The 21,669-nt window shown below is 69.2% G+C and carries 20 protein-coding genes; 13 read left to right on the forward strand and 7 right to left on the reverse strand.

Going from position 1 to position 21,669, the window contains the following annotated elements; all coding sequences use genetic code 11:
• The first annotated feature begins 182 nt into the window (after positions 1–182).
• Together AC1C2R_RS13590 and AC1C2R_RS13595 are read left to right on the forward strand one after the other, a co-directional pair.
• Positions 183–848 carry a LuxR C-terminal-related transcriptional regulator gene (locus AC1C2R_RS13590; RefSeq protein WP_495353019.1) on the forward strand — a complete coding sequence of 222 codons (666 nt, stop codon included), beginning with the start codon at positions 183–185 and terminating at the stop codon, positions 846–848.
• Complete coding sequence (locus tag AC1C2R_RS13595; protein ID WP_495380263.1) at positions 848–2,638, forward strand: sensor histidine kinase; 1,791 nt, start codon at positions 848–850, stop codon at positions 2,636–2,638. Before AC1C2R_RS13590 ends, AC1C2R_RS13595 begins: the two co-directional genes overlap by 1 nt.
• Before the next feature lie 9 nt (positions 2,639–2,647).
• Here the strand turns inward: AC1C2R_RS13595 and AC1C2R_RS13600 are convergent, their stop codons facing one another.
• Positions 2,648–3,376, reverse strand: coding sequence for an SDR family oxidoreductase (locus tag AC1C2R_RS13600; RefSeq protein ID WP_495380264.1), 729 nt, complete (start codon positions 3,374–3,376; stop codon positions 2,648–2,650).
• A 58-nt stretch (positions 3,377–3,434) separates the two neighbouring features.
• Between AC1C2R_RS13600 and AC1C2R_RS13605 the strand changes: the two genes are divergently transcribed.
• Positions 3,435–4,064 (forward strand): TetR/AcrR family transcriptional regulator, encoded by a 630-nt coding sequence (locus AC1C2R_RS13605; RefSeq protein WP_495353022.1) that lies wholly within the window; start codon positions 3,435–3,437, stop codon positions 4,062–4,064.
• On the opposite strand, the gene AC1C2R_RS13610 is transcribed toward AC1C2R_RS13605, so the two are convergent.
• Positions 4,065–4,403 (reverse strand): MGMT family protein, encoded by a 339-nt coding sequence (locus tag AC1C2R_RS13610; RefSeq protein ID WP_495380265.1) that lies wholly within the window; start codon positions 4,401–4,403, stop codon positions 4,065–4,067.
• Between the two features lie 25 nt (positions 4,404–4,428).
• Positions 4,429–4,881 (reverse strand): GNAT family N-acetyltransferase, encoded by a 453-nt coding sequence (locus tag AC1C2R_RS13615; protein ID WP_495380266.1) that lies wholly within the window; start codon positions 4,879–4,881, stop codon positions 4,429–4,431.
• Between the two features lie 280 nt (positions 4,882–5,161).
• Here AC1C2R_RS13615 and AC1C2R_RS13620 point away from each other — a divergent pair, with 280 nt between their 5' ends.
• The 9 genes from AC1C2R_RS13620 to nagB all read left to right on the forward strand — a co-directional run bounded on the left by AC1C2R_RS13620 (position 5,162) and on the right by nagB (position 16,451).
• Entirely contained in the window at positions 5,162–6,379 is a 1,218-nt protein-coding gene (locus tag AC1C2R_RS13620; RefSeq protein WP_495353025.1) for an NADP-dependent isocitrate dehydrogenase, read from the forward strand.
• Between the two features lie 255 nt (positions 6,380–6,634).
• Entirely contained in the window at positions 6,635–8,512 is a 1,878-nt protein-coding gene (locus AC1C2R_RS13625) for a heavy metal translocating P-type ATPase (protein ID WP_495380267.1), read from the forward strand.
• A gap of 72 nt (positions 8,513–8,584) precedes the next feature.
• The gene (locus AC1C2R_RS13630) at positions 8,585–9,823 is read left to right on the forward strand and encodes an ROK family transcriptional regulator (protein ID WP_495380407.1); all 1,239 of its coding nucleotides are present in this window, start codon (positions 8,585–8,587) and stop codon (positions 9,821–9,823) included.
• Between the two features lie 68 nt (positions 9,824–9,891).
• Positions 9,892–11,136, forward strand: a complete 1,245-nt coding sequence (locus tag AC1C2R_RS13635) for an extracellular solute-binding protein (RefSeq protein WP_495353028.1) — start codon at positions 9,892–9,894, stop codon at positions 11,134–11,136.
• 144 nt (positions 11,137–11,280) lie between these two features.
• Complete coding sequence (locus AC1C2R_RS13640) at positions 11,281–12,270, forward strand: carbohydrate ABC transporter permease (protein ID WP_495380268.1); 990 nt, start codon at positions 11,281–11,283, stop codon at positions 12,268–12,270.
• A 71-nt stretch (positions 12,271–12,341) separates the two neighbouring features.
• Positions 12,342–13,226: a carbohydrate ABC transporter permease gene (locus tag AC1C2R_RS13645; protein WP_495353252.1), complete on the forward strand. Its 885-nt coding sequence runs from the start codon at positions 12,342–12,344 to the stop codon at positions 13,224–13,226.
• A complete protein-coding gene (locus tag AC1C2R_RS13650; RefSeq protein WP_495380269.1) occupies positions 13,223–14,758 on the forward strand; it encodes a glycoside hydrolase family 3 protein in 1,536 nt (511 codons plus the stop codon). Before AC1C2R_RS13645 ends, AC1C2R_RS13650 begins: the two co-directional genes overlap by 4 nt.
• On the forward strand, positions 14,755–15,687 hold the full coding sequence (locus tag AC1C2R_RS13655) for an ROK family protein (protein WP_495353031.1): 933 nt from the start codon (positions 14,755–14,757) through the stop codon (positions 15,685–15,687). The genes AC1C2R_RS13650 and AC1C2R_RS13655 overlap by 4 nt, the downstream gene beginning before the upstream one ends.
• Positions 15,666–16,451 (forward strand): glucosamine-6-phosphate deaminase, encoded by a 786-nt coding sequence (gene nagB, locus AC1C2R_RS13660; RefSeq protein ID WP_495353032.1) that lies wholly within the window; start codon positions 15,666–15,668, stop codon positions 16,449–16,451. The genes AC1C2R_RS13655 and nagB overlap by 22 nt, the downstream gene beginning before the upstream one ends.
• Before the next feature lie 118 nt (positions 16,452–16,569).
• Here nagB and AC1C2R_RS13665 read toward each other — a convergent pair whose 3' ends face one another.
• Positions 16,570–17,043 carry a TetR/AcrR family transcriptional regulator gene (locus AC1C2R_RS13665; protein WP_495380270.1) on the reverse strand — a complete coding sequence of 158 codons (474 nt, stop codon included), beginning with the start codon at positions 17,041–17,043 and terminating at the stop codon, positions 16,570–16,572.
• A gap of 101 nt (positions 17,044–17,144) precedes the next feature.
• Here AC1C2R_RS13665 and AC1C2R_RS13670 point away from each other — a divergent pair, with 101 nt between their 5' ends.
• Positions 17,145–18,200 (forward strand): hypothetical protein, encoded by a 1,056-nt coding sequence (locus AC1C2R_RS13670; RefSeq protein WP_495353034.1) that lies wholly within the window; start codon positions 17,145–17,147, stop codon positions 18,198–18,200.
• A gap of 80 nt (positions 18,201–18,280) precedes the next feature.
• Here AC1C2R_RS13670 and AC1C2R_RS13675 read toward each other — a convergent pair whose 3' ends face one another.
• From AC1C2R_RS13675 to AC1C2R_RS13685, 3 genes are read right to left on the reverse strand one after another with little or no spacing between them, the layout of a single operon-like run.
• Complete coding sequence (locus AC1C2R_RS13675; RefSeq protein WP_495353035.1) at positions 18,281–18,649, reverse strand: YrdB family protein; 369 nt, start codon at positions 18,647–18,649, stop codon at positions 18,281–18,283.
• Positions 18,650–18,672: 23 nt separating this feature from the next.
• On the reverse strand, positions 18,673–19,545 hold the full coding sequence (gene purU / locus AC1C2R_RS13680; protein WP_495380271.1) for a formyltetrahydrofolate deformylase: 873 nt from the start codon (positions 19,543–19,545) through the stop codon (positions 18,673–18,675).
• Positions 19,546–19,554: 9 nt separating this feature from the next.
• Positions 19,555–21,447 (reverse strand): sigma-70 family RNA polymerase sigma factor, encoded by a 1,893-nt coding sequence (locus AC1C2R_RS13685; protein ID WP_495380272.1) that lies wholly within the window; start codon positions 21,445–21,447, stop codon positions 19,555–19,557.
• Positions 21,448–21,669 lie beyond the last annotated feature (222 nt).

A 21,669-nucleotide genomic window follows, 5' to 3' on the forward strand; every position in this document is an offset into this window, starting at 1 on the left:
AGGCACTGAGTGCGGCCGGCACGCGCTCGACGGACACGAACTCTCCAGCTTGGCAGCGATCCGGCGCGCCCGCACCGGTGTGCCCCCTGAAATGGGCCGCGCGGCCGAGTGCGTGTCGCGGTACCCTCACGGGAGACGGGGCCACCCGGTGGCGGTGACGCCTGCCCCGGAATGGAGGAGCGATGGAGACGACCGCACGTCCCCTGCGCGTGGCGATCGCCGATGACGCGCTCCTCCTGCGCGAGGGCATCGCAAAGGTGCTCGTCGACGGCGGCATCGAGGTCGTCGCCTCCGTCGGCACGGGTGCCGAACTGCTCGAAGTCGCTGCTCGCGGTGAGCTCGACGCGGCCGTGCTCGACATCCGCATGCCCCCGAGCCACCGCGACGAGGGCATCCTCGCCCTCGAAGAGATGCGCGCACAGGGTTCGACCATCGGCGTCCTGCTGCTCTCGATGTACGCGACGCCCGAGTACGCCCTGCGTGTCTTGGGCGCGGGCAGCGGCACGGGCTACCTGCTGAAGGAACGCGTCTCCGAGCCGCAGACGCTCGTGCGGGCGGTCGAGACGGTCGCCTCGGGCGGCTCCGTCGTGGACCCCGAGGTCGTCGAACAACTCGTGCAGCGCACCCGGGCCGACGACCCCCTCTCCCGACTCACCGAGCGCGAGCGATCCGTGCTCGAACTCATGGCGCAGGGGTACTCGAACGGCGGCATCGCGCAGTCGCTCTTCCTCGGCCTGAAGACCGTCGAGACGCACGTCCGCTCCATACTGCAGAAGCTCGATCTCGAGGAGTCGCCCGAGCACCACCGGCGGGTGCTCGCAGTGCTGACGCTCCTCGGCGCGAGGTGATGGCCCCCGGCCGTAAGGGCCGGATCATCAGACGCAGCATCGTCATCGCCGTGGTCGTGGCGGTGAGCCTCGCGATGGAGATCTCCGGATTCCTCGCCACCCCCGCGGCGGACCGTCGCGAGGCGTCATGGACGACCCTCCACGCGATCGTTCCGCTCGTGTTCGCGGCGTGCGCCGGCATCGCCTGGTCGATCGGCCCCTCGCGGGTGCCCGCGCGGCTGATGGTGGGCTTCTCCCTGGTGTGGATACCGCTGTCGTTCCTGCGCATCGTCGAGGGAATCGGATGGCTCTGGCCGCTGCTCTACGGCCTGCACCTCTGGTGGGCGGTGCTCACAGGCATCCTCGTCCTCGTGTATCCGCGCGGCTGGCTGGTCGACCGGGTCGATCGCTGGATCGCGGGAATCGCGCTTGTTGCATCGGTCGGCTACCTGCTCGGGGTGCTGCTGCTCGGTCAGCCATCGGCTGAGGTATGCGATTGTGTTCCCAATCCGTACCGCATCACGGATGCGCCCGCCCTGTTCGCGGTGATCGACATCGGCTACCGCATCGTGGGTGTGCTGCTCGCGCTCGTGATCGCCGGTCGGCTCCTCGTGCGTTGGGTCCGCGGCAGCGTTCCCGCCCGTACGGTGGCGTTCCTCATGCCGGTCGCCTTGTTCGCGTGGGTGATCACCCTCGCTGCCCAAGCCGTCAACTATGCGGCATCCGGCACCGCCGACCTCGTGCTCGACACCGTCTCACTCGTGGCGATCGCGTCGATCCCCGTCAGCTTCGTCGCCGGCATCGCCCACGCCCGGAACATGCGCGCCCGGGTCGCGGACCTGATGCGCATCACGCGCGAGGGCGCCGACCGCGGCTTGTGGGCGGAGTCGCTCGCGCGCACCCTGCGCGACGCTTCGGTGCGCGTCTACTGGTGGGACGAAGAGCGCGCCAGATATGCGGATGCCGCGGGGGAGCCGCTCGAGCACGGCCCCGACGACCGGCGTGCCGATCACGGCCTGCTGCCGGTCGCGTCGCCGACCGGGATCCCGATCGCGGTCATCCGCCACGACCGGGTGCTCACCGACAACATGCGCCTGCTCGACGGGGTCTCGAGCGCCCTGCGACTCTCGGTCGACAACGGCCGATTGCGTTCGGAGATCGAACGCACCCTCGAGCAGGTGCGGCAGTCGCGCAGTCGCATCGTCGAGGCCGGAGACGAGGCGAGGCGTCGCATCGAACGCGACCTGCACGACGGGGCGCAGCAGCAGCTCGTCTCGCTCGGCATGCGGTTGCGCCTCGTGGCGAACCAGGCGCGCGATCGCGGAGTCGAGCCGCTCGGAGTCGAGCTCGACGACACGATCGGCATGCTGAACCAGGGCCTCAGAGACCTGCGCGAGCTCGCGCACGGCATCCACCCGTCGCTGCTGTCGTCGGGCGGACTGGCGCTCGCGGTGCCGGAACTCGCCGGTCGCTGCCCGGTGCCGGTCGAGATCGACGTGCAGGCCGAGGGGCGTCTGCCCGAGGTCGTCGAGTCGACCGCGTACTTCGTCGTCTCCGAGGCGCTCGCGAACATCGCGAAGCACGCCCAGGCGACGCGGGCGTGGGTGCGTGCCGGCATCGACGGCGGCGAACTCGAGCTCGTCGTGCGCGACAACGGGGTGGGCGGGGCATCCGTCGACGCAGGCTCCGGCATGCTCGGCATCGCCGACCGGGTCGACGCCGTCGGCGGCCGGTTCGTCATCGTGAGCCCGGCGGGCGCAGGCACGACGATCACCGTGCGCATGCCGCTCGGGGTCAGCGTCGCGGGCTGACGAGTCGGCTCATGCCGCACCGCCGTTGATGTAGAGGACCTGCCCGTTGATCCACCGAGCCGGCCCCGCCAGGGTGGAGACGATCTCGGCGACGTCGTGCGGGGTGCCGAGCCGGCCCATCGGGTTGGATCCGGCGATCCGGTCGATGAGTTCCTTCGGCTTGCCTTCACGGAACAACGGGGTGTCGGTCGGACCGGGCGCGACCGCGTTGACGGTGATGTCTCGTCCGGCCAGCTCACGGGCGAGGATCAACGGCAGCGCCTCGACGGCGCCTTTGCTCATCGCATACACCCCGTAGGACGGCGCCTGCAGGCGCGTGATCGACGTGGAGAACAGCACGATGCTGCCACCGTCTCGCACGGTCCGTGCTGCCTCGCGTGCCACCAGGAACGTTCCGCGGATGTTCGCGTGCGACACCCGGTCGAATGTGTCGATGTCGGTGTCCACGAGGGGCGACAGCGGCATGATGCCTGCCGTGTGCACGACCGTGTCGACGCCGCCGAACGCGGACTCCGCCTCACCGAACAAGACGGCGACTGCCTGCTCATCGCCGACATCGGCATGCACCGCGAGCGCACTCGCGCCCGCTGCCGTGATCTCTCCTACCACCGCGTCGGCGCGATCCTGGTTGCCGTGGTACTGCACGACGACGTCGAAGCCGTCTGCAGCGAGCCGAAGTGCGGTGGCACGGCCGATACCGCCCGAACCGCCGGTGACGATCGCAACACGTGAACTCATGGGAACCTCTCGATGTCAGATGTGAACAATTCGTCCACAAATGAGATCGTAGGGCATAATGGACAATGTGTCCACTTCTGAATCGACCTCCGCAACCAAGGTGCGGCGCGGGCGCGGGCGACGCCCCGCCGCCGAAGTACGCGGTGATGTACTCACCGCCGCCGCCGATCTGCTCTTCGCCGGCGGAATGGCGGCAGTCACCTTCGACCGGGTCGCCGCCGTTGCGGGCTCGAGCAAGACGACCCTGTACAAGTGGTGGCCGACGCCGGGCGCCCTCGCCGCCGAGGCCTACTTCACCCGGGTCGAGCACGCGCTCGGCTTCCCCGACACCGGAGAGATCACGGGCGACCTCCGGGCGCAGCTTCGGGCCTTCGCCCGCCTCATGCAGCATGAAGACGCCGGGCGCGCGGTTCGCGAGCTCATCGGAGCCGCCCAGACCGACCCTGCGCTGCGGCAGGCCTTCGCGGCCACCTACTCCCGGCCACGACGCGCAGAAGCCGTCCGGGCGCTCGAGCGCGCGCAGGACCGCGGCCAGATCCGGTCGGACGCACCGCTCGACGTCCTCGTCGACCAGCTCTGGGGAGCCTGCTATCACCGCATCCTCGTGCTCGACGAGCACATCGACGACGCCCTCATCGACCGACTCATCGGCAACGCGCTCAACAGCGCGGTGACGACCGGAGGGTAGTCAGGCCCGCCACCGGCACGCGGCGAGGTCGATGCGGTAGCCGTCGTCGTCGGCGGTCGTGCGCAGCGGCGTGCCTTCGGCGTCGTAGTACGCGCGGGCCCGCTCGGCGTGACCCGCCGGCGGGCGGCCCCCGGCGCGCACGACCCGCCACCACGGGGCATCCGCACCGTACCTGGCCATCACCTGTCCGACGGCGCGAGCGCCGCGGGAGCCGAGCAGCGCGGCGATGTCGCCGTACGTCGCGACCTGCCCCGAGGGGATGTCGGCGACGACGATGAGCACGGCGGCGACGAACCCTTCGACGGGCTCACGGCCGCGCCCGGTCGGCTGTTGCGGCATCCGCTCGACCTGATCGGTGCTCGCGTCAGAGCGCGAGCGCACCGATGACGTCGCCATACGCGCTCTCGCCGACGTCGGTGAACCCGATGCGGTGGAAGAACGCCTCGGGGCCCTCTTCGCCGGGCTCCCACAGCACGGTGATGCGGTCGAAGCCGCGCCGCTTCGCCTCTTCGGCGAGCGCCGTCGCGAGGAAGCGCCCGACACCCTTGCCTTGCACTTCGGCGTCGACGTTGATGCGCCAGATGCACGCCCGGAACTCTTCGTGCTCGTTCTCGGGATCGAAGTTGCCGTGGATGAACCCGACGACTCGGTCGTCGAGGAGCGCGACGCGCTGCCAGGCGGTCGCGGGGTTCACGACCGAGGACTCGGCCGAGTAGGTGACCGGGGCGATGAACTGTTCCTGGCCGGGCTTCAGCGACAGCGAGTTCGCCGCAACGATGTTCGACGCCGACAGGTCTTCCAGTCTCAGCTCAGCCATGCAGCCAAGGCTAACCCGTGCGAGCTCCGCGTCGGTAGCCGAGACGACACAAAGACATCGGCCGATGCCGACGCCACCCGCGACACGGCCGGCATCTGAGCGGCCGAACCGGCATGGCGACGACGCGATCGAGCGGATGCCGCGGCATCCGTCGTCTCGATATCGAGCCGAAACTCTCTCGATGTGGAGATAATCCGGTGACGCGGTAGGCTGGCAGGCGGCGTGTCCGACCGCCCGAAAGCTTCCCGTTTCCCCCACCAGAATCAAGGAGACATCCACTTTGTCGAAGATCAAGGTTGCAGGCACCGTCGTCGAGCTCGACGGCGACGAGATGACGCGAATCATCTGGCAGGCCATCAAAGACACGCTGATCCATCCGTACCTCGATGTGAACCTCGAGTACTACGACCTCTCGATCCAGAAGCGTGACGAGACCGACGACCAGATCACGATCGATGCGGCGCACGCCATCCAGAAGCACGGCGTCGGCGTCAAGTGCGCGACGATCACGCCCGACGAGGCGCGCGTCGAGGAGTTCGGCCTGAAGAAGATGTGGAAGTCGCCGAACGGCACGATCCGCAACATCCTCGGCGGCGTCATCTTCCGCGAGCCGATCATCATCTCGAACATCCCGCGCCTCGTGCCCGGCTGGAACAAGCCGATCATCATCGGCCGTCACGCGTTCGGCGACCAGTACCGCGCCACCGACTTCCTCTTCAAGGGCGAGGGCACCCTCTCGGTCTCGTTCACCCCGAAAGACGGCGGCGAGCCGCAGCAGTTCGAGGTCTACCAGTCCCCGGGCGACGGCATCGCGCAGGTGCAGTACAACCTCGACGCCTCGATCCGCGACTTCGCCCGCGCCTCGCTGAACTACGGTCTGAACCGCAACTACCCCGTGTACCTCTCGACGAAGAACACGATCCTGAAGGCGTACGACGGCCGCTTCAAGGACATCTTCCAGGAGATCTTCGAGACCGAGTTCAAGGCGGCGTTCGACGCCGCCGGCCTCACCTACGAGCACCGCCTCATCGACGACATGGTCGCCTCGGCCATGAAGTGGGAGGGCGGCTACGTCTGGGCGTGCAAGAACTACGACGGCGACGTGCAGTCCGACACCGTCGCGCAGGGCTTCGGCTCGCTCGGTCTCATGACCTCGGTGCTCGCCACTCCCGACGGCAAGGTCGTCGAGGCCGAGGCCGCGCACGGCACCGTGACCCGGCACTACCGCCAGCACCAGGCCGGCAAGCCGACCTCGACGAACCCGATCGCCTCGATCTTCGCCTGGACGCGCGGCCTCGCGCACCGCGGCAAGCTCGACGACAACCAGGAGCTCATCGACTTCGCCGCGACCCTCGAAGACGTCGTCATCACGACCGTCGAGTCGGGCGCCATGACGAAAGACCTCGCGGCCCTCGTCGGCCCCGAGCAGGGCTACCAGACGACCGAGGAGTTCCTCGCGACACTGGCCGACAACCTGAAGGCGCGCATCGCCGCGTAGTCGAAACGCCTCGAGACGGGGGTCGGATGCCGCGGCATCCGACCCCCGTTCGCGTTTCCGCCTCGCCGTTCTCGCCCGTCTCTCGCAGCAATTCAGGTCGGCGAACGGCGTGTCGCGTGTTCGCGCCCGCAACACGCCGCGACACACCCGTGCGTTCCTGAATTCCGCACGTGCGACGGCCGCATTGTGCGCCACGACGGTCGCGCACGAGAGCTTTCTGGCCGGCGCATCCCGCGACGGGGGGAGGATGGGGGCATGGCACGCCTCCTGAAGCTCGCCCGCAGGTACTGGGTCGTCACCCTCACGCTCGGCGTGGGTCTGCTCGGCATCGTGCTCGCCCTCACCGGCGCGGGCGCAGCCGTGCAGTGGATCTTCAGCATCTACGCGCTCGGCGTCGCGGCCTGGCAAGCCGTCCGCATGGTGCGCGACATCCTGCGCGGGCACTGGGGCCTCGACATCCTCGCGGTGACCGCGATCGTCGCGACGGTGCTCGTCGGCGAGTACATCGCCGCCCTCGTGGTGGTGCTCATGCTCACCGGTGGCGCCGCCCTCGAGGACTACGCGAACCGTCGCGCCAAGCGCGAACTCGATGCGCTGCTGACCCGTTCGCCGCTGCACGCGCACCGCATCGAGGGGGAGTCGATCGTCGAGGTGCCTGCAGGCGACGTGCGCGTCGGGGATGTGCTGCTCGTGCGGCCGAGCGAGATCGTGCCGGTCGACGCGACCCTGGGCTCCCAAGAGGCGACGGTCGACGAGTCCTCCATCACGGGAGAGTCGGTGCCGGTCGAGAAGCACTCGGGCGACCTCGTGCTGAGTGGTTCGATCAACGGTCAGGCCGCGGTCGAAGTCGTCGCCGCGGCATCCGCAGCCGACAGCCAGTACCAGCAGATCGTGGCGCTGGTCACGGCGGCCGCCGAGTCGAAGGCGCCCGTCGTGCGCTTGGCCGACCGCTACGCGGTGCCGTTCACGGTGTTCTCGCTCGCGCTCGCCGCGGTTGCCTGGTGGTTGTCGGGCGACCCGGTGCGTTTCGCGGAGGTGCTCGTGCTCGCGACCCCGTGCCCGTTGCTCATCGCCGCGCCGGTCGCGTTCATCGGCGGCATGAGCCGCGCCGCGAAGAACGGCGTGATCGTGAAGGGCGGGGGAGTGCTCGAGCTGCTCGCTGCGGCGAAGACGGCCGTGTTCGACAAGACCGGCACGCTCACGTACGGCTCGCCGACGCTCGTCGCGATCCGGCCGGAGAACGGCTTCGGCGACGACGAGCTGCTCGGCGCGGTGGCTTCGGCCGAGCAGTATTCGTCGCACGTGCTCGCGACGTCGATGATCCAGGCGGCGAAGGATCGCGGACTCCCGCTCGTCGAGGCCGAGTGGGCGCGCGAGGCGGCGACGAACGGCGTGACGGCGAAGGTCGGCGGGCGCGAGGTCGTCGTCGGCAAATTTGCTTTCGTGCTCGAGCACGCGCCGGATGCGGAGCGTACCGAGATCGCGCCGGGAGAACTCGCGGTCTACGTCGCGATCGACGGTCGCTTCGCCGGGGCGCTGCTCGCGAGCGACCGGCTGCGCGAGAACGCGAAGGCCACGCTCGCACGCCTGGACGAACTCGGCGTGCACCGCGTCATGATGCTCACGGGGGACGCGAAGGCGACGGCCGATCACGTCGCCGCCGAACTGGGCATCACTCACGTGCGCGCGGAGTGCCTTCCGGCCGACAAGGTGCACGAGGTCGCGGCGGTCGCGGAGCGGCCGGTGATCATGGTCGGCGACGGCGTCAACGATGCGCCCGTACTCGCGGCCGCCGATGTCGGCATCGCGATGGGGGCGAAGGGCGCGACGGCGGCGAGCGAGTCCGCGTCTGCAGTGATCCTCGTCGACGATATCTCGCGCACGGCGAAGGCGGTCGAGATCGGCCGTGACACGGTGCGCATCGCACTGCAGAGCATCTGGCTCGGCATCCTCGTGAGCGTCGGGCTGATGTTCGTCGCCGCGTTCGGGGTGATCCCGGCCACCCTCGGTGCGGTGTTGCAGGAAGTGGTCGACCTCGTGACGATCCTCGCGGCGCTCCGCGCGATCGGCGGGCGGCTCGATGCGAGAGCGGATGCTTCCCGCAGCAGCCGCTCGCCGGTCACAACTCGATAACGTCGGGGAGAAGTGGCCGCAAGCTCTTGCGGCCAGGTTTGTTCGTAAGGTTTACTAACAAACGTGACTGCAATGGATGCGCAGCGAGGCCCGGTCACCACGGTGCCGACGCCCACCACCTCCCCGGTGGCGCCCGAGTCGCTCATCGCGCCGAACCCAGGCGTGCCGGTGCTCACCCGTTCGCGCGCACTCCGTCCCACAGGCAAGGTCCTGCCCGAGCACGCCCGCACCCACAATCGAGCACTCGTGCTGCAGACCCTCTACTCGGCCGGCGCGCAGAGCCGGGCGGATGTCGCGCGCGAGACCGGGCTCACCCGCGTCACGATCTCCGACCTCGTCGCCGCCCTCATCGCCGAGGGGCTCGTCGTCGAACTGGGCCAGCGTGAAGACGTACGACCGGGCAAACCGGCGACGCTCATCGACATCGACCGCGATGCGTTCCACATCATCGGCGTCGACCTCTCGGAGCACGAGTTGTTCCGCGGCGCCGTCGTCGGCCTCGACGGCCAGATCGTCGCCCGCGACGAGATCCCGCGTGGCGGTTCGACCGGCGAAGCGGCCGTGCTTCTCGTCGAGCGACTCGTCGCGAGCCTCGCCGAGCGCACTTCCACGCCGGTGCTCGGCGTCGGCGTCGGCTCACCCGGCGTCGTCGACCAGCACGGCGTGGTCAGGTCGGCGCCCAACCTCGGCTGGACCGACGTCGCGCTGCAAGATCGACTCACCGCCCTGTTCGCTCTGCCCGTGTACGTCGCCAACGACGCGAACGTCGGCGTCCTCGCCGAACACGGCTCCTCCCACCTCGACGACCTGCTGCTGATCAAGATCGGGCACGGCGTCGGCGCCGGCCTCATCATCGGCGGGCGGCCCGTCATCGGCGGCGGCTTCGCGGCCGGCGAGATCGGCCACGTCGTCGTCGGCACCGACGGCGGCCCGCACTGCGCATGCGGCAGAGACGGATGCCTCGAAGCCTGGCTCGCCGTGCCACGGCTGACCGCCCAGCTCGCCGAGCTCTCCGGCGACGAGGTCGCCGTGGCATCCGCACGCGATGGTATTCTTCGCGAGGCCGGCCGCCGACTCGGCATCGTGCTCGCACCGGTCGTCGGTGCGCTCAACCTGTCGGAGGTCGTGCTCAGCGGCCCCGCCCAACTGCTCGACGGCGCCTTCCACGAGGCGACCGTCGACACGCTCCGGAAGCGGACGATGGCGGAGTTCAACCGTGATCTGAGGCTCCGGATGTCCGAGCAGGCGGAGGACATCGTCCTTCGCGGCGCGGCCGTCATGGTCCTCTCCGGACAACTTGGAGTCTCGTGAGGGACTCCACGCACCAAGGGTGACAGCGAACCCCCGCTGCCTCCCCACCCCATGAAAGGAAACGACAAATGAGGAAACTCGGCATTGTGGCGCTCGGCGCTGCTGCTGCCCTGACCCTCGCCGGTTGTAGCGCCGGTGGCGGCAACGAGTCGGCCGACAGTGGCAAGATCACCGTCTGGGTCGTCGGCACCGACACTCCCGACACAGCCCGCGAATACCTCAAGGACACCTTCGAGGCGGAGAACGACGGTTGGACTCTCACGGTCGAGGAGAAGACCTGGGCCGACGTGAGTGACACCTACGCGGCGGCACTGCAGTCGAACGACTCGCCCGACGTCGTCGAGGTCGGCAACACCCAGACCGCGAGCTTCGCGGATCAGGGCCTGTTCCTGCCGCTCACCGACTTCCCGGCCGATGACTACCTGCCCGGTCTCGTCGAGTCCGCCACGTACGACGGCGAGCTCTACGCAGCGCCGTACTACGCGGGCGGTCGTATCGTGTTCTACAGCGAGCAGATCCTCGGCGCCACCCCGGTTCCGACGACACTCGACGAGTACGTCGCAACCGGCAAGGCGCTGAAGACCGACACCCGCTCGGGTATCTGGGCTCCGGGCCGCGACTGGTACAACGCCCTTCCCTACGTCTGGGCGCACGACGGCTTCATCGCCGAGCAGGACGGCGACGAGTGGAAGGCCGGCTTCTCGAGCGAAGGCGGCATCGAGGGCCTGACCCAGCTGCAGGACGTGTACGTGAACGCGTCCAACGCGGCGAAGGACGGCGACGAGACCGACCCGCAGGTGCCGTTCTGCGCCGGTGAGATCGCGCTGCTCTCCGCTCCCGCGTGGGTGCAGTGGTCGATCACGGCTCCGGCCGACGCCGAGGCGCCGGGTTGCGCCGACACCTACGGTTCCGACCTGCGTGCCTTCCCGCTGCCCGGGCTCGAGGCCGGCGAGACCGCGCCGATCTTCGCCGGCGGCTCCAACATCGCCGTCGCGACGAAGAGCGCCAACCCCGAGCAGGCTCGCGCCGCGCTCGACATCATGGCTGGCGAGGACTACCAGATCCTGCTCGCCGAAGGCGGCCTGACGCCGGGCTTCACGGCAGCTGCTGCATCGCTGCCCGACACGGAGATCGCCAAGGCCCAGGCCGACGCGCTCGCCAACTCGAGGGTGACCCCGACCACCCCGAAGTGGGCCGAGGTCGAAGCTGCGCAGATCATCCAGGAGGCGCTCGTGAAGATCGCCCAGGGCGGCGACGTGGCGGCCATCGCGGCCGACCTCGACGCGCAGATCGAGGAGATCCTCAACAGCTAGCCTGTTGAGCCCTGCGCGGGGGGCGGAGTTCCACACAGCTCCGCCCCCCGTTCCCACGACATCCTCCGGCACGTCGCCGCCGCCGCGCCCGAGACGTACCATCAGTCAAATCGCGATCCCCCGCGACACATCCGAGGAGCAGCCATGAGCGCAACCCTCACCGAGCCTGACGCAGCGCCGCGCACGCCGAAGTCCAGACCTCCCCACTCGCCGCGGAACTCCGCTGGCGATCGTCCCCGTAAGAAGCCGCTGCCCTGGGCACCGTGGCTGCTGCTCGGCCCCAGCATCCTCTTGCTCGGCGTCATGGTCCTCTACCCGACCATCGTCATGTTCGTGAACTCCTTCACCGACCTGCAGATCAAGAACAAGATGCTCGGCACCTCGCCGAACTTCGTCGGCTTCGACAACTACATCGAGGTCTTCACCGAGTCCGATTTCCCCGCGGTGCTCGCCCGCAGCCTCGGGCTCATGGTCGTCCTCACAGCGCTCATCGTCGTGCTCGGCATGATCATCGCCCTGCTCATGACGAAACTGTCGAAGGGATGGCGCCTCGCCGTGTCGATCGGCCTGATGCTCGCGTGGGCGATGCCCCCGCTCTCGGCGACCGTCGTGTTCGGCTGGATCTTCGACACCGACTACGGTCTCATGAACTGGGCGCTCAACACCATCACGGGCACGCAGGACTTCCGCGGCCACTCCTGGCTCATCGACCCGTGGTCGTTCATGATGGTGCTCGTCATCATCGTCGTCTGGCAGAGCGTGCCGTTCGCCGCGGTCACCTTCTACGCGGGTCTCGGTCAGGTGCCCGAGGAAGTACTCGAGGCCTCATCGCTCGACGGCGCGAGCGCCTGGCAGCGGTTCCGGCTCATCGTCATGCCGTACATGCGGGGCGTGCTGACCGCCGTGCTGGTGCTCGAGACCATCTGGAACCTCCGAATATTCACGCAGGTGTACGCGCTGCAGCAACAGGGAGGGCTCGCGAGCGAGACGAACATCCTGCCCACCTACCTGTTCAGGCAGGGCCTCGGTGAGTTCGGCGTGACCGCCGCGATCGGCGTGTTCATGGTCATCCTGCTCATGGCCATCTCCTACTTCAACGTCCGTTCCTCCCTGAAGGATGAGGCAGAGCTGTGACCGTCAGCCCAGGAATCCAGATCGCCGAGAACCCCGGCTCGGTCGCGACGTCCACGCGTGCCGCCTCCACGATCGGCGACGGCGGTCGTCTCGACCGACCCGCGCGCCGCGCCAAGGGGAGGGCCGGCCGGTTCGGGCTCAACGTGTTCGCGCTCGTCGTGATCGTCTGCTCGGTCTTCCCGGTCTACTGGATGGTGAACATGTCGTTCACCCCGCCGAACCAGATCATCAGCCGCAACCCGAGCTTCCTGCCGTTCGACTTCACGTTCAAGAACTACGTGACGGCGTGGACGCGCGAGGCGGCGCCCGGTCAGACCGACTTTCCGCACGCACTCGTCTCGAGCCTCACCGTGGGCCTCGCCGTCGTGGTGGTCGGCGCGCTCATCGCCTTCCTCGCCTCGATCGCGATCGCCCGCTTCGCCTTCCGCGGCCGCGTCGTCTTCATCGTGAGCGTGCTCGTCGTGCAGATGGTGCCCGGCGAGGCGATGATGTTCACGATCTACAACATGATCGACGACTGGCGCCTCATCAACACGCTCCTCGGGCTGTTCATCGTGCACCTCGCCGCGGTGGTGCCGTTCACGATCTGGACCCTGCGTGGCTTCGTCAGGGGTGTGCCGGCCGAGCTCGAGGAGGCGGCCCAGATCGATGGCTGCACGAAGGCGCAAGCGTTCTGGAAGGTCACCTTCCCGCTACTCGCACCGGGTCTCGTCGCCACCGGTATCTTCGCGTTCATCCAGAGCTGGAACGAGTTCCTGATGGCACTCCTCCTGCTCAAGGGCTACAACCTCACCCTCCCGCCCTGGCTGAACTCCTTCCAGTCGGCGACCGAAGCGACGAACTGGGGCGCCGTCATGGCAGGGTCCACGCTCATCGCCCTGCCCGTCGTCATCTTCTTCCTGTTCGTGCAGGGCCGAATGGTCGGCGGTCTCGTGAGCGGAGCAGTCAAGGGATGACCGGCATCGACTCGACCGGCGCGGGCACTGCCCTTCGCCGGGACGTCCTCACGACCCTGCTGCCCGGTTTCGACGGCGTGAGCGCGCCTGAGTGGGTGCTCGAGCTGCTGCGCGACGGGCTCGGCGGCGTCTGCCTGTTCGGGTCGAACGTCGAATCGCCCGAGCAACTGCGCAGCCTGAACGCGTCGCTGCGCCAGGCGAACCCCCTCGCTGTGATCGCGATCGACGAGGAGGGCGGCGACGTCACACGGCTCTTCCACGACCGAGGTGCGCCGTTCCCCGGCAACGCCGTGCTCGGCCGCATCGACGACCTCGAGCTCACCGCACGCGTCGCGCGGGCCGTCGGCGAGGCGCTCGCGGCGACCGGATGCACCGTGACGTTCGCGCCCGATGTCGACGTGAACGCCAACGCCGACAACCCCGTGATCGGGGTGCGGAGCTTCGGCGCCGACCCCGAGCTCGTAGCGCGGCACTCCTCCGCCTGGGTCACGGCGCTGCAGCAGACGGGCGTCGCTGCCAGCGCGAAGCACTTCCCGGGCCACGGCGACACTGCGACGGACTCGCACCTCGCCCTGCCCGTCGTCGACGTGCCGCTCGAGACGCTCCGCGAACGCGAGCTCGTGCCGTTCCGCGCGGCGATCGCGGCCGGTTCCCGCACGATCATGACCTCGCACATCCTCATTCCGCAGCTCGACGCGGAGAATCCGGCCACCCTCTCCCCGCAAATTCTGAACGGCCTGCTCCGCGGGGAGCTGGGGTTCGACGGCGTCATCGTCACCGACGCCCTCGACATGAAGGGGGCGAGCGGCGTGCACGGCATTCCCGAAGCTGCAGTGCGCGCCCTCGTCGCCGGTTGCGACCTGCTCTGCATCGGTTCCGGCAACACGGCCGCGCAGATGGCCGAGATCGTCGAGGCCGTCGAGGCAGCGGTCGAGGCCGGCCGGCTTCCGGCCGAACGCATCCGCGAATCGGCGGCACGAGTCCGCGCCCTCGCGGCCGAGGCCGTTCCGGTTCCCGGCGGGCCGGCCGCGGCGTCGTCGATCGAGCCGCCGCACGATGTGCACGAGATCGGACGCGTCATCGCCGCGTTCGAGGTGTCGGATGTCGCGCGCGCACGTCTCGCGCAGGCGCCGCGCATCGGCACGGTCGTGCGCATCGACACGGTCGCGAACATCGCCGTGGGCGTGGCCCCGTGGGGCCCGTTCGCCGCTGAGGACGCCAGCGCGCACACGTCGTGGCTCAGCGGCGCCGAGACCGTCGCCGTCTCGGAGCGGCAGCCGCTCGCCGGCGCGGCCGATCTGGCCGGAACGGTGCTCGTGGTGGGCAAGGATCTGCACCGACATCCATTCGCCCGAACCGCGATCGACGCGCTGCGAGCGGTGCGCGACGACGTCGTGACGATCGACATGGGTTGGCCTTCGAACGATCGGGCGTACGCCGACGTGTCGACCTTCGGCGCCTCGCGCCTCGTCGGTGAAGCGGTCATCGAGTTCGTCGACGACGCGCTCAGGGCCGCGGTGGCCGCGCCGTGAGGCTCGGCATCGACATCGGCGGCACCAAGACGGCCGCGGTGGCGATCGGTGCCGACGGAGAGCTGAGCGACCAGGTGCGGATGCCGACCGGCTTCGGCGCCGAGGCGGTCGTCGCGACCGCGATCCGTACGGTCGAACGCATGACGGAGCTCGCGGGCGTCGACGCCTCGGCATTCACGTCGATCGGCATCGGCATCCCCGGTGCCGTCGACAGTGAGACCGGCCGGGTGGAGCACGCCGTGAACCTGGGCCTCGAGGGGCTCGACCTCGGCCCGCGCCTGGCCGATCGGCTCGGGGTCGAGGTGCGCATCGAGAACGACGTGAAGGCGGCCGCGGTCGGAGCGCACCACCTGCTCGGCGTGGCCGATGGCATTCGGGCGACGTCGATGGCGTACCTGAACCTCGGTACGGGCCTCTCGGCCGGTGTGCTTCTCGACGGGCGCCTGCTGCGCGGCGGACACGGTGTCGCCGGCGAGATCGGGCACATCCCGGTCGACCCGGCCGGAGTCATGTGCGGGTGCGGGCAGTTCGGATGCCTCGAGACCATCGCTTCGGGTCTGGCGATCGCGCGCACGTGGCCGACCGTGTCGGAGCACCCGGCGCGCGAGCTCTTCGATGCGGCGGAGGCCGGCGACGAGCGGGCGCTCGCCGTGCAGGAGCAGTTCTTGACGGGTGTCGCGGCGGCGGTGCGTCTGCTCGCGCTGGCCGTCGACGTCGATGCGGTGGTCATCGGTGGGGGGCTCGCCGCGCTCGGTGAGCCGCTCGTAGCCGGCACACGCCGTATCCTGAATCGGTGGGCGGCCGAGTCGGCCTTCCTCGCATCGACCGACCTCGCGGCTCGCGTGCAGGTCATCCCACTCGGATTCCCAGCGGCCGCTGTCGGCGCCGCTCTCGTAGGAGAACACCAATGGCTGAAATCGTCATCGTAGAGAACGAGGATGCCGCAGGCGCCCTCGTCGCCGACACGATCGTCTCGCTCATCCGCTCGAAGCCCGATGTCGTGCTCGGTCTCGCGACCGGTTCCACGCCGCTCGCGAGCTACCGCGCACTCGCCCGCAGCATCGCCGACGACTCGATCGACGTGCGCGGTGTGCGCGGCTTCGCCCTCGACGAGTACGTGGGGCTGCCCGCGGGCCACCCCGAGAGCTATCGGGCTGTGATCACGCGCGAGGTGGTCGAACCGCTCGGGTTGACTCCCGAGCTCGTGCGGGTGCCGAACGGCGACCCGGCGACGATCGAGCACGCGGGCGCCGACTACGAGCGGGCGATCAAGGCGGCGGGCGGTGTCGACCTGCAGATCCTCGGCATCGGGCGCACCGGGCACATCGGCTTCAATGAGCCCGGCTCCTCGCTCGCGTCGCACACTCGCGTGAAGACGCTGACCGCGGCCACTCGTCTCGACAATGCCCGCTTCTTCGATTCTCCCGACGATGTGCCGATGCATTGCATCACGCAGGGCATCGGCACGATCCTCCGTGCTCGGCACCTCGTGCTGCTCGCGTTCGGTGAGGCGAAGGCGCACGCGGTCGCGGCGGCCGTCGAGGGCTCGGTGTCGGCCAGTCAGCCGGGTTCGGCGATCCAGTTGCACCCGCACACGACGGTCGTCGTCGACGAAGCCGCGGCTTCCGAGCTCGCGAACCTCGACTACTACCGGCACGCATGGGCGAACAAGCCCGCCTGGCAGGGCATCTGATCCGGCGGTTGATTCGCGCACGCGGCTGAGCGGATGCTGCGGCATCCGCTCGCTCGTCAGTGGGGGAGTGCCTCGGAGAGGGCGCTGAGGTAGGCCTCATCGTCGAAGTCGTCGACGATCATGCGCTGCACCATGTATCCCGGCCCGAGCGACTCGGGTCGGCCGTCGCCCATTCGACGAGCCGGGTGCGAACCGTCGCTCGCAGTCTCGTGAACACCCCTTGCACGAGCGATCGGATCTCGTCGTCGACGGCCGCCTCGGCCCAGATCTGCACGATGACGTCGCCGAACGGTTCGCGGCGCATGCCGTCGAGGAGCGTGGCCATGATCTGTCCGGGTGCGAGCGGCTCACCGTCGCCTCGCCGCTGTTCGAGCTCGTCGCGCCGAGCGTCGAGCACACGTCCGGCGACGGCGGCGAGGAGGTCTTTCTTGCCCGAGAAGTGACCGTAGATCGCGCCTGCCGAGAGGCCCGACTCGGCGATGATGTCGGCCATCGACGTGCGCTGGAACCCGGTCGCAGCGAACGCGCGCAGCGCTGAGTCGATGATCTCGTCTCGCCGGGCAGCCCGGTAGGCGTCGGTCACCTTGGGCATCGCGCCGCCTCTCCGTCGAAAACGAATGAACGTTCTTGACAAGCATAGGACGGGCGCTCAAAATGATAAAGAACGAACATTCGTTTTGCTTTGGAGGAACAATGGCCCACACGGACGCCGCCAACCCGCACACCGCCATCGGCCGCGTCGTCGGCATCGCGCTCGCCCTCGCGGCCGTTGTCGCCGTCGTGGTGCTCGCGTTCTCATGGCCGAGCGTGACAGCCGACGCGAAGGACCTGCCGATCGCGATCGCCGGCCCCGCCGAGGCGATCGAAGCGATCGAGGCGACGGTCGATGAACAGTCGCCCGGAGCGATCGCCTTCGACCACGTCGCCGACCGCGATGCAGCCGTCGACGCGATCGCATCGCGTGAGGCGTACGGGGCGATCGTGCTCGGGCAGGAGCCTGAGGTGCTCACCTCATCGGCGTCGAGCCTCATCGTCGCCCAGCTGCTCGCGGGCATCGCGAGCGGCCTCGAAGAGGGCGTGAACGCCCAGGCCGCAGCGGCAGCAGCCGCGGCGGGTGCACCCGCCGCGCCGCCGCACATCGACGTGACGGTGACCGACGTTGTGCCACTGGCCGACAGCGACGCGCGCGGCACCGGCCTCTCGGCTGCGCTCTTCCCGCTCGTGCTCGGCGGAATGCTCGGCGGCATCGCCATCTCGATCGCCGTCATCGGCGCGCTTCGAAGGGTGCTCGCCGTCGTGGTGTACTCCGCCGTGGGCGGGCTCGTGCTCACCGGCATCCTGCAGGGCTGGTTCGGCGCACTGCAGGGCGAGTATTGGCTGAACGCCGCCGCCATCGCACTTGCGCTCGGCGCGATCGCCGCGCCGATCACCGGGTTCGTGGCGCTCATCGGCCGAGCCGGCATCGCCGTCGGCCCCGTCATCATGCTGTTGTTCGCGAACCCGATCTCGGGTGCGGCTGTGCCGAAGGAGTTCTACCCGGCACCCTGGGGCGAGGTCGGGCAGTGGTTCCCGCCGGGAGCGGCCGCGACGCTCGTGCGCGAGCTGTCGTACTTCCCGGCTGCCGACACGAGCTTCCCGTGGCTCGTGCTCACTGCATGGGCCGTCGGGGGGTTGCTGCTGTCGGTCGTCGGCCACTTCCGCACGGCAGGCGGAGCCGAACCCGATGCCGAGGCATCCGTCGCCGTCTGATCGTCAGGCGGGCCTCGCATCGAGAGTCGAGGTGCGCGCATCGTCGGCTTCGAGCGGGCTCGGCACTGACCGACGCGGAGTCAGCGGGCGAGTTCCTTGCGCCCGTTCAGGATGCCGCTGACCGCGGCGACGACCGCGAGCACGATCGCGACCACAGGTTGTCCGAGGGTCCACCAGCCGAGTGCCGCAGCGGAGAAGACGGCGATCTCGACGAGCGCCTTGCCGAACGTGTCGACCCGCAGCACCGCCTTCGGTGAGACGAAGAGCGCCCACACCAGGATCGCGAGGAGCGGTGCACCGATTCCGATGAGCACGCCGGGCCACGGAAGCGGGAAGGCGGCGAAACCCCAGATGCCGAGGGAGACGAACGCGAAGAGTTCGAGGAGGAACCGGAGGATGTCGTTCGGCCCGATCTTCGGCTGCTGTTCGTGCTGTCGTGCGTCGCTCACAACGCTCAAGCCTACCCGCGAGATCAGCGGAAGATGATCGTGCGTGCGCCGTCGACGAGCACCCGACGCTCGGCGAACCACTTGACCGCCTGGCTGAGCGTGCGACTCTCTTCATCCTGACCGATCGCGACGAGTTCGCCCGGGCTGCGGGAGTGATCCACTCGCACGACGTTCTGCTCGATGATCGGACCCTCGTCGAGATCGCTCGTGACGAAGTGCGCCGTCGCACCGATGAGCTTCACGCCGCGCGCGTGCGCCTGACGATACGGATTCGCACCCTTGAAGCCCGGCAGGAACGAGTGATGGATGTTGATGCAGCGGCCCTCGAGCGCCGCGCAGAGCTCGGGGGAGAGGATCTGCATGTACCGCGCGAGCACGACGAGCTCGATGTCGTGCTCGTCGACCGCGGTGAGCACGCGCTGCTCGAATGCCGACTTCGACGCGGCATCCGTGATCGCACGCGACTCGAACGGCACCCCGTAGAAGTCGACCAGATCGCGGAGGGTGCCGTGGTTGGAGAGCACGAGCGGGATCTCGACCGGCAGCTGCCCTGCGCGCTGGCGGAACAGCAGGTCGTTGACGCAGTGCCCCGCCGTCGAGGCGAGCACGAGTGTGCGCAGGGGCCGAGCGACCTCGTCGAGGTGCCACCGCATGTTCCAGCGCTCGGTCACGGGCTCGAGCGCCTGCTCGAGCTCGGCACGGGCGGCGGATGACTCGACCTGCAGTCGCATGAAGAAACGGCCCGTGTCGAGGCTTGTGAACTGCTGGCTCTCGGTGATGTTTCCGTGCGCGGCGACGATCGCCCCGCTCACCGCATGCACGATGCCCGGGCCGTCGGTGCAGCTGAGCGTCACGACCCAGTGGTACAGGTGTTCGGTTGCGGCATCCGTGGTCATTCGGCCAGATTACCCGGCAACGGGCGGTGCCTCTGCGGACGTGAGCATCTCAGCGGCGGGTGGCTCGGACGAGCGCGAGACGCTGGTCGGGACGGCGGGTCCCAGTCGGCCCTTGGCTTCATAGCGAGCCGCGACGTCGTCGGAGAAGAGCGGCCACAACCACGACTCCTTGTTCGTATCGTGAGCGCGGCCAGCTGCATCGAGGGGGAACCTGCCGGCGAACTGCCCGCAGACCTCGATCACGACCGTTGCCCCGCCGACCCCTGAGAACTCGGTGCGTCCGGGGGACAGTGAAACGGAGGGAACCAGCAGGTTCACCGAAACGACCGCGGCCGAGGACATCTTGCCCGCAAGGTCGGTCTGCACGACTTCGAGCGTCGTCTGGCCGGCAGGGAGTCCGCGCGGGTGAGCACTCCATCGTCCGGCCGCGTCGGCAGTCACCGTCTCGGGCAGGGGGGCCACCGACGTCGAAGCGCTGAGGAGTGCAGGGGATGCATCGGCCGCATCCGCCGCGATGCTGACGACGATCGTGGCTCCGGGTTCGGCTGTGCCGCTCAGGTCTGGATCGACGAGGCCCCCTGCCGTGTCGGCTTCGAGGATCTCCGGGGGCTGCACGACAACGTCGACGGGCTCGGGGGTGGGCGTCGGCGAAGGAGCGGGCTGCGATGGGCCCGGTTCCACCGTCGGCGCATCGGATTCGATCGATTCGGCGTCGGCGTCGGCATTCGGCCCCTGCCCTGGCCCCGGCTCTGCCTCGACGAGCCTGGGCGGCACCGCCGGAGCTGCCGGCGGCAGAGCCGGTGACGACGCCCCTGCAGTCGGGTCGGCCGTCTTCGATTCGGAAGACGGCGCGGCGACGGGAGCGGGTTCGGACGGCTGCTCGGGAGGATTCACGAGCCCCGGGAGGAAGACCACCGCGGCGACCGCCGCTGCGGCGACGAGCACCGCGGCCGCGACGCCGCCCACGACGCCGGTGGCACCGAGGCCGCCGGCACTCGTGACCCCGCCGGCGCCTGCACTGTTCCCGCCGGCGGCACCCGCACCGCCCGCGCCGCCATGGCCGGTGAGCACGGCGGGCATGCCAGCCACTCCCATCGCGACCTCGGCGACCGGCGCTCCCTGGGAGAGCCAGCCCGAGTACGCGGTCGCCCCGCCGATGCCCGCGGTGAGCGGCAGCAGCACGAGCGCGAGGCGCGAGCCGACGTCGCGTGCCTCTGCCGCGACGATCGTGCAGCGGGCGCAGTCGTCGAGGTGCGCCTCGAGACGGTTCGTCTCACGAGTGCGGAGCTTTCCGCGGGTGTAGCTGCTGATGCGATCGATGCTCCACTGGCATTCCGGATCGTTGGAGGGGTTGCGCAGGTGCACTCGGATCCATGCCTGGCGCAGGCCCTCGCGCGCGCGGTAGGCCAGCGCCGCCGTGCTGTTGGCGCTCATGCCGAGCAGCGGGGCGATCTGCTGCGGGGTCATGTTCTCGACCTCGGAGTACCACAGCACCTCCTGCCACCGGGTCGGCAGTGCCCGGAACGCCTGGGCCGTCGCGCTCCGGTCGAGCGCCTCGAGCGTGGCGGACTCGCTCGTCGCCGGATCTTCGAAGGACTCGAGGGTCTCGAGCGTGGTCTCGTGCCGGGCGCGACCCCACCCCGCGGCCGTGTTGCGGATCGTCGTGAAGAGGTAGGGACGGAACGCACCCGTCGGCCCGCCGCCGGCGAGCATCGTGCTGTAGATCTTGGTGAACGACTCGGCGACGAGGTCGTCGGGGTCGAGCGAACTGTACGAGCGCGCGACGGTGCGCGCCGATGCGGAGTGCCGCTCCCACAGCTCGGCGTACGCCGAACGGTCGCCCTTGCGCGTTCGCTCGATGAGCGCGGCGTCGGCCGATCGGTCGGTGCGCAGCGGCGGCACGTCGCCTCCTTCGGGTGATGGGGAACCGCGGAGTTCGCGGGAGTCACCCACTGAAGAGACGCGTCGAAGCGCTTTTCATGACGCGCGTCACGGGGTGAGTACATTCCAGCAGAAATCCACGTGACGCGCGCACAGAAGATTTTCTTCGGAATGCGCGTCATAGATGCGTGTGCCCGCCGTCTCTCTGGGTGAAGGCGATTTCGCTTTGACCGACCGCCGTCT

It is taken from the genome of Agromyces sp. Y182, assembly GCF_059445385.1.

Coding starts and splice junctions, on each gene's coding strand:
- nagB (WP_495353032.1), top strand. CDS start 15,666: ATGGCTGAAATCGTCATCGTAGAGAACGAGGATGCCGCAGGCGCCCTC.
- AC1C2R_RS13590 (WP_495353019.1), top strand. CDS start 183: ATGGAGACGACCGCACGTCCCCTGCGCGTGGCGATCGCCGATGACGCG.
- AC1C2R_RS13595 (WP_495380263.1), top strand. CDS start 848: ATGGCCCCCGGCCGTAAGGGCCGGATCATCAGACGCAGCATCGTCATC.
- AC1C2R_RS13600 (WP_495380264.1), bottom strand. CDS start 3,376: ATGAGTTCACGTGTTGCGATCGTCACCGGCGGTTCGGGCGGTATCGGC.
- AC1C2R_RS13665 (WP_495380270.1), bottom strand. CDS start 17,043: ATGCCCAAGGTGACCGACGCCTACCGGGCTGCCCGGCGAGACGAGATC.
- purU (WP_495380271.1), bottom strand. CDS start 19,545: ATGACCACGGATGCCGCAACCGAACACCTGTACCACTGGGTCGTGACG.
- AC1C2R_RS13670 (WP_495353034.1), top strand. CDS start 17,145: ATGGCCCACACGGACGCCGCCAACCCGCACACCGCCATCGGCCGCGTC.
- AC1C2R_RS13615 (WP_495380266.1), bottom strand. CDS start 4,881: ATGGCTGAGCTGAGACTGGAAGACCTGTCGGCGTCGAACATCGTTGCG.
- AC1C2R_RS13630 (WP_495380407.1), top strand. CDS start 8,585: ATGGATGCGCAGCGAGGCCCGGTCACCACGGTGCCGACGCCCACCACC.
- AC1C2R_RS13625 (WP_495380267.1), top strand. CDS start 6,635: ATGGCACGCCTCCTGAAGCTCGCCCGCAGGTACTGGGTCGTCACCCTC.
- AC1C2R_RS13640 (WP_495380268.1), top strand. CDS start 11,281: ATGAGCGCAACCCTCACCGAGCCTGACGCAGCGCCGCGCACGCCGAAG.
- AC1C2R_RS13650 (WP_495380269.1), top strand. CDS start 13,223: ATGACCGGCATCGACTCGACCGGCGCGGGCACTGCCCTTCGCCGGGAC.
- AC1C2R_RS13605 (WP_495353022.1), top strand. CDS start 3,435: ATGGACAATGTGTCCACTTCTGAATCGACCTCCGCAACCAAGGTGCGG.
- AC1C2R_RS13610 (WP_495380265.1), bottom strand. CDS start 4,403: ATGCCGCAACAGCCGACCGGGCGCGGCCGTGAGCCCGTCGAAGGGTTC.
- AC1C2R_RS13635 (WP_495353028.1), top strand. CDS start 9,892: ATGAGGAAACTCGGCATTGTGGCGCTCGGCGCTGCTGCTGCCCTGACC.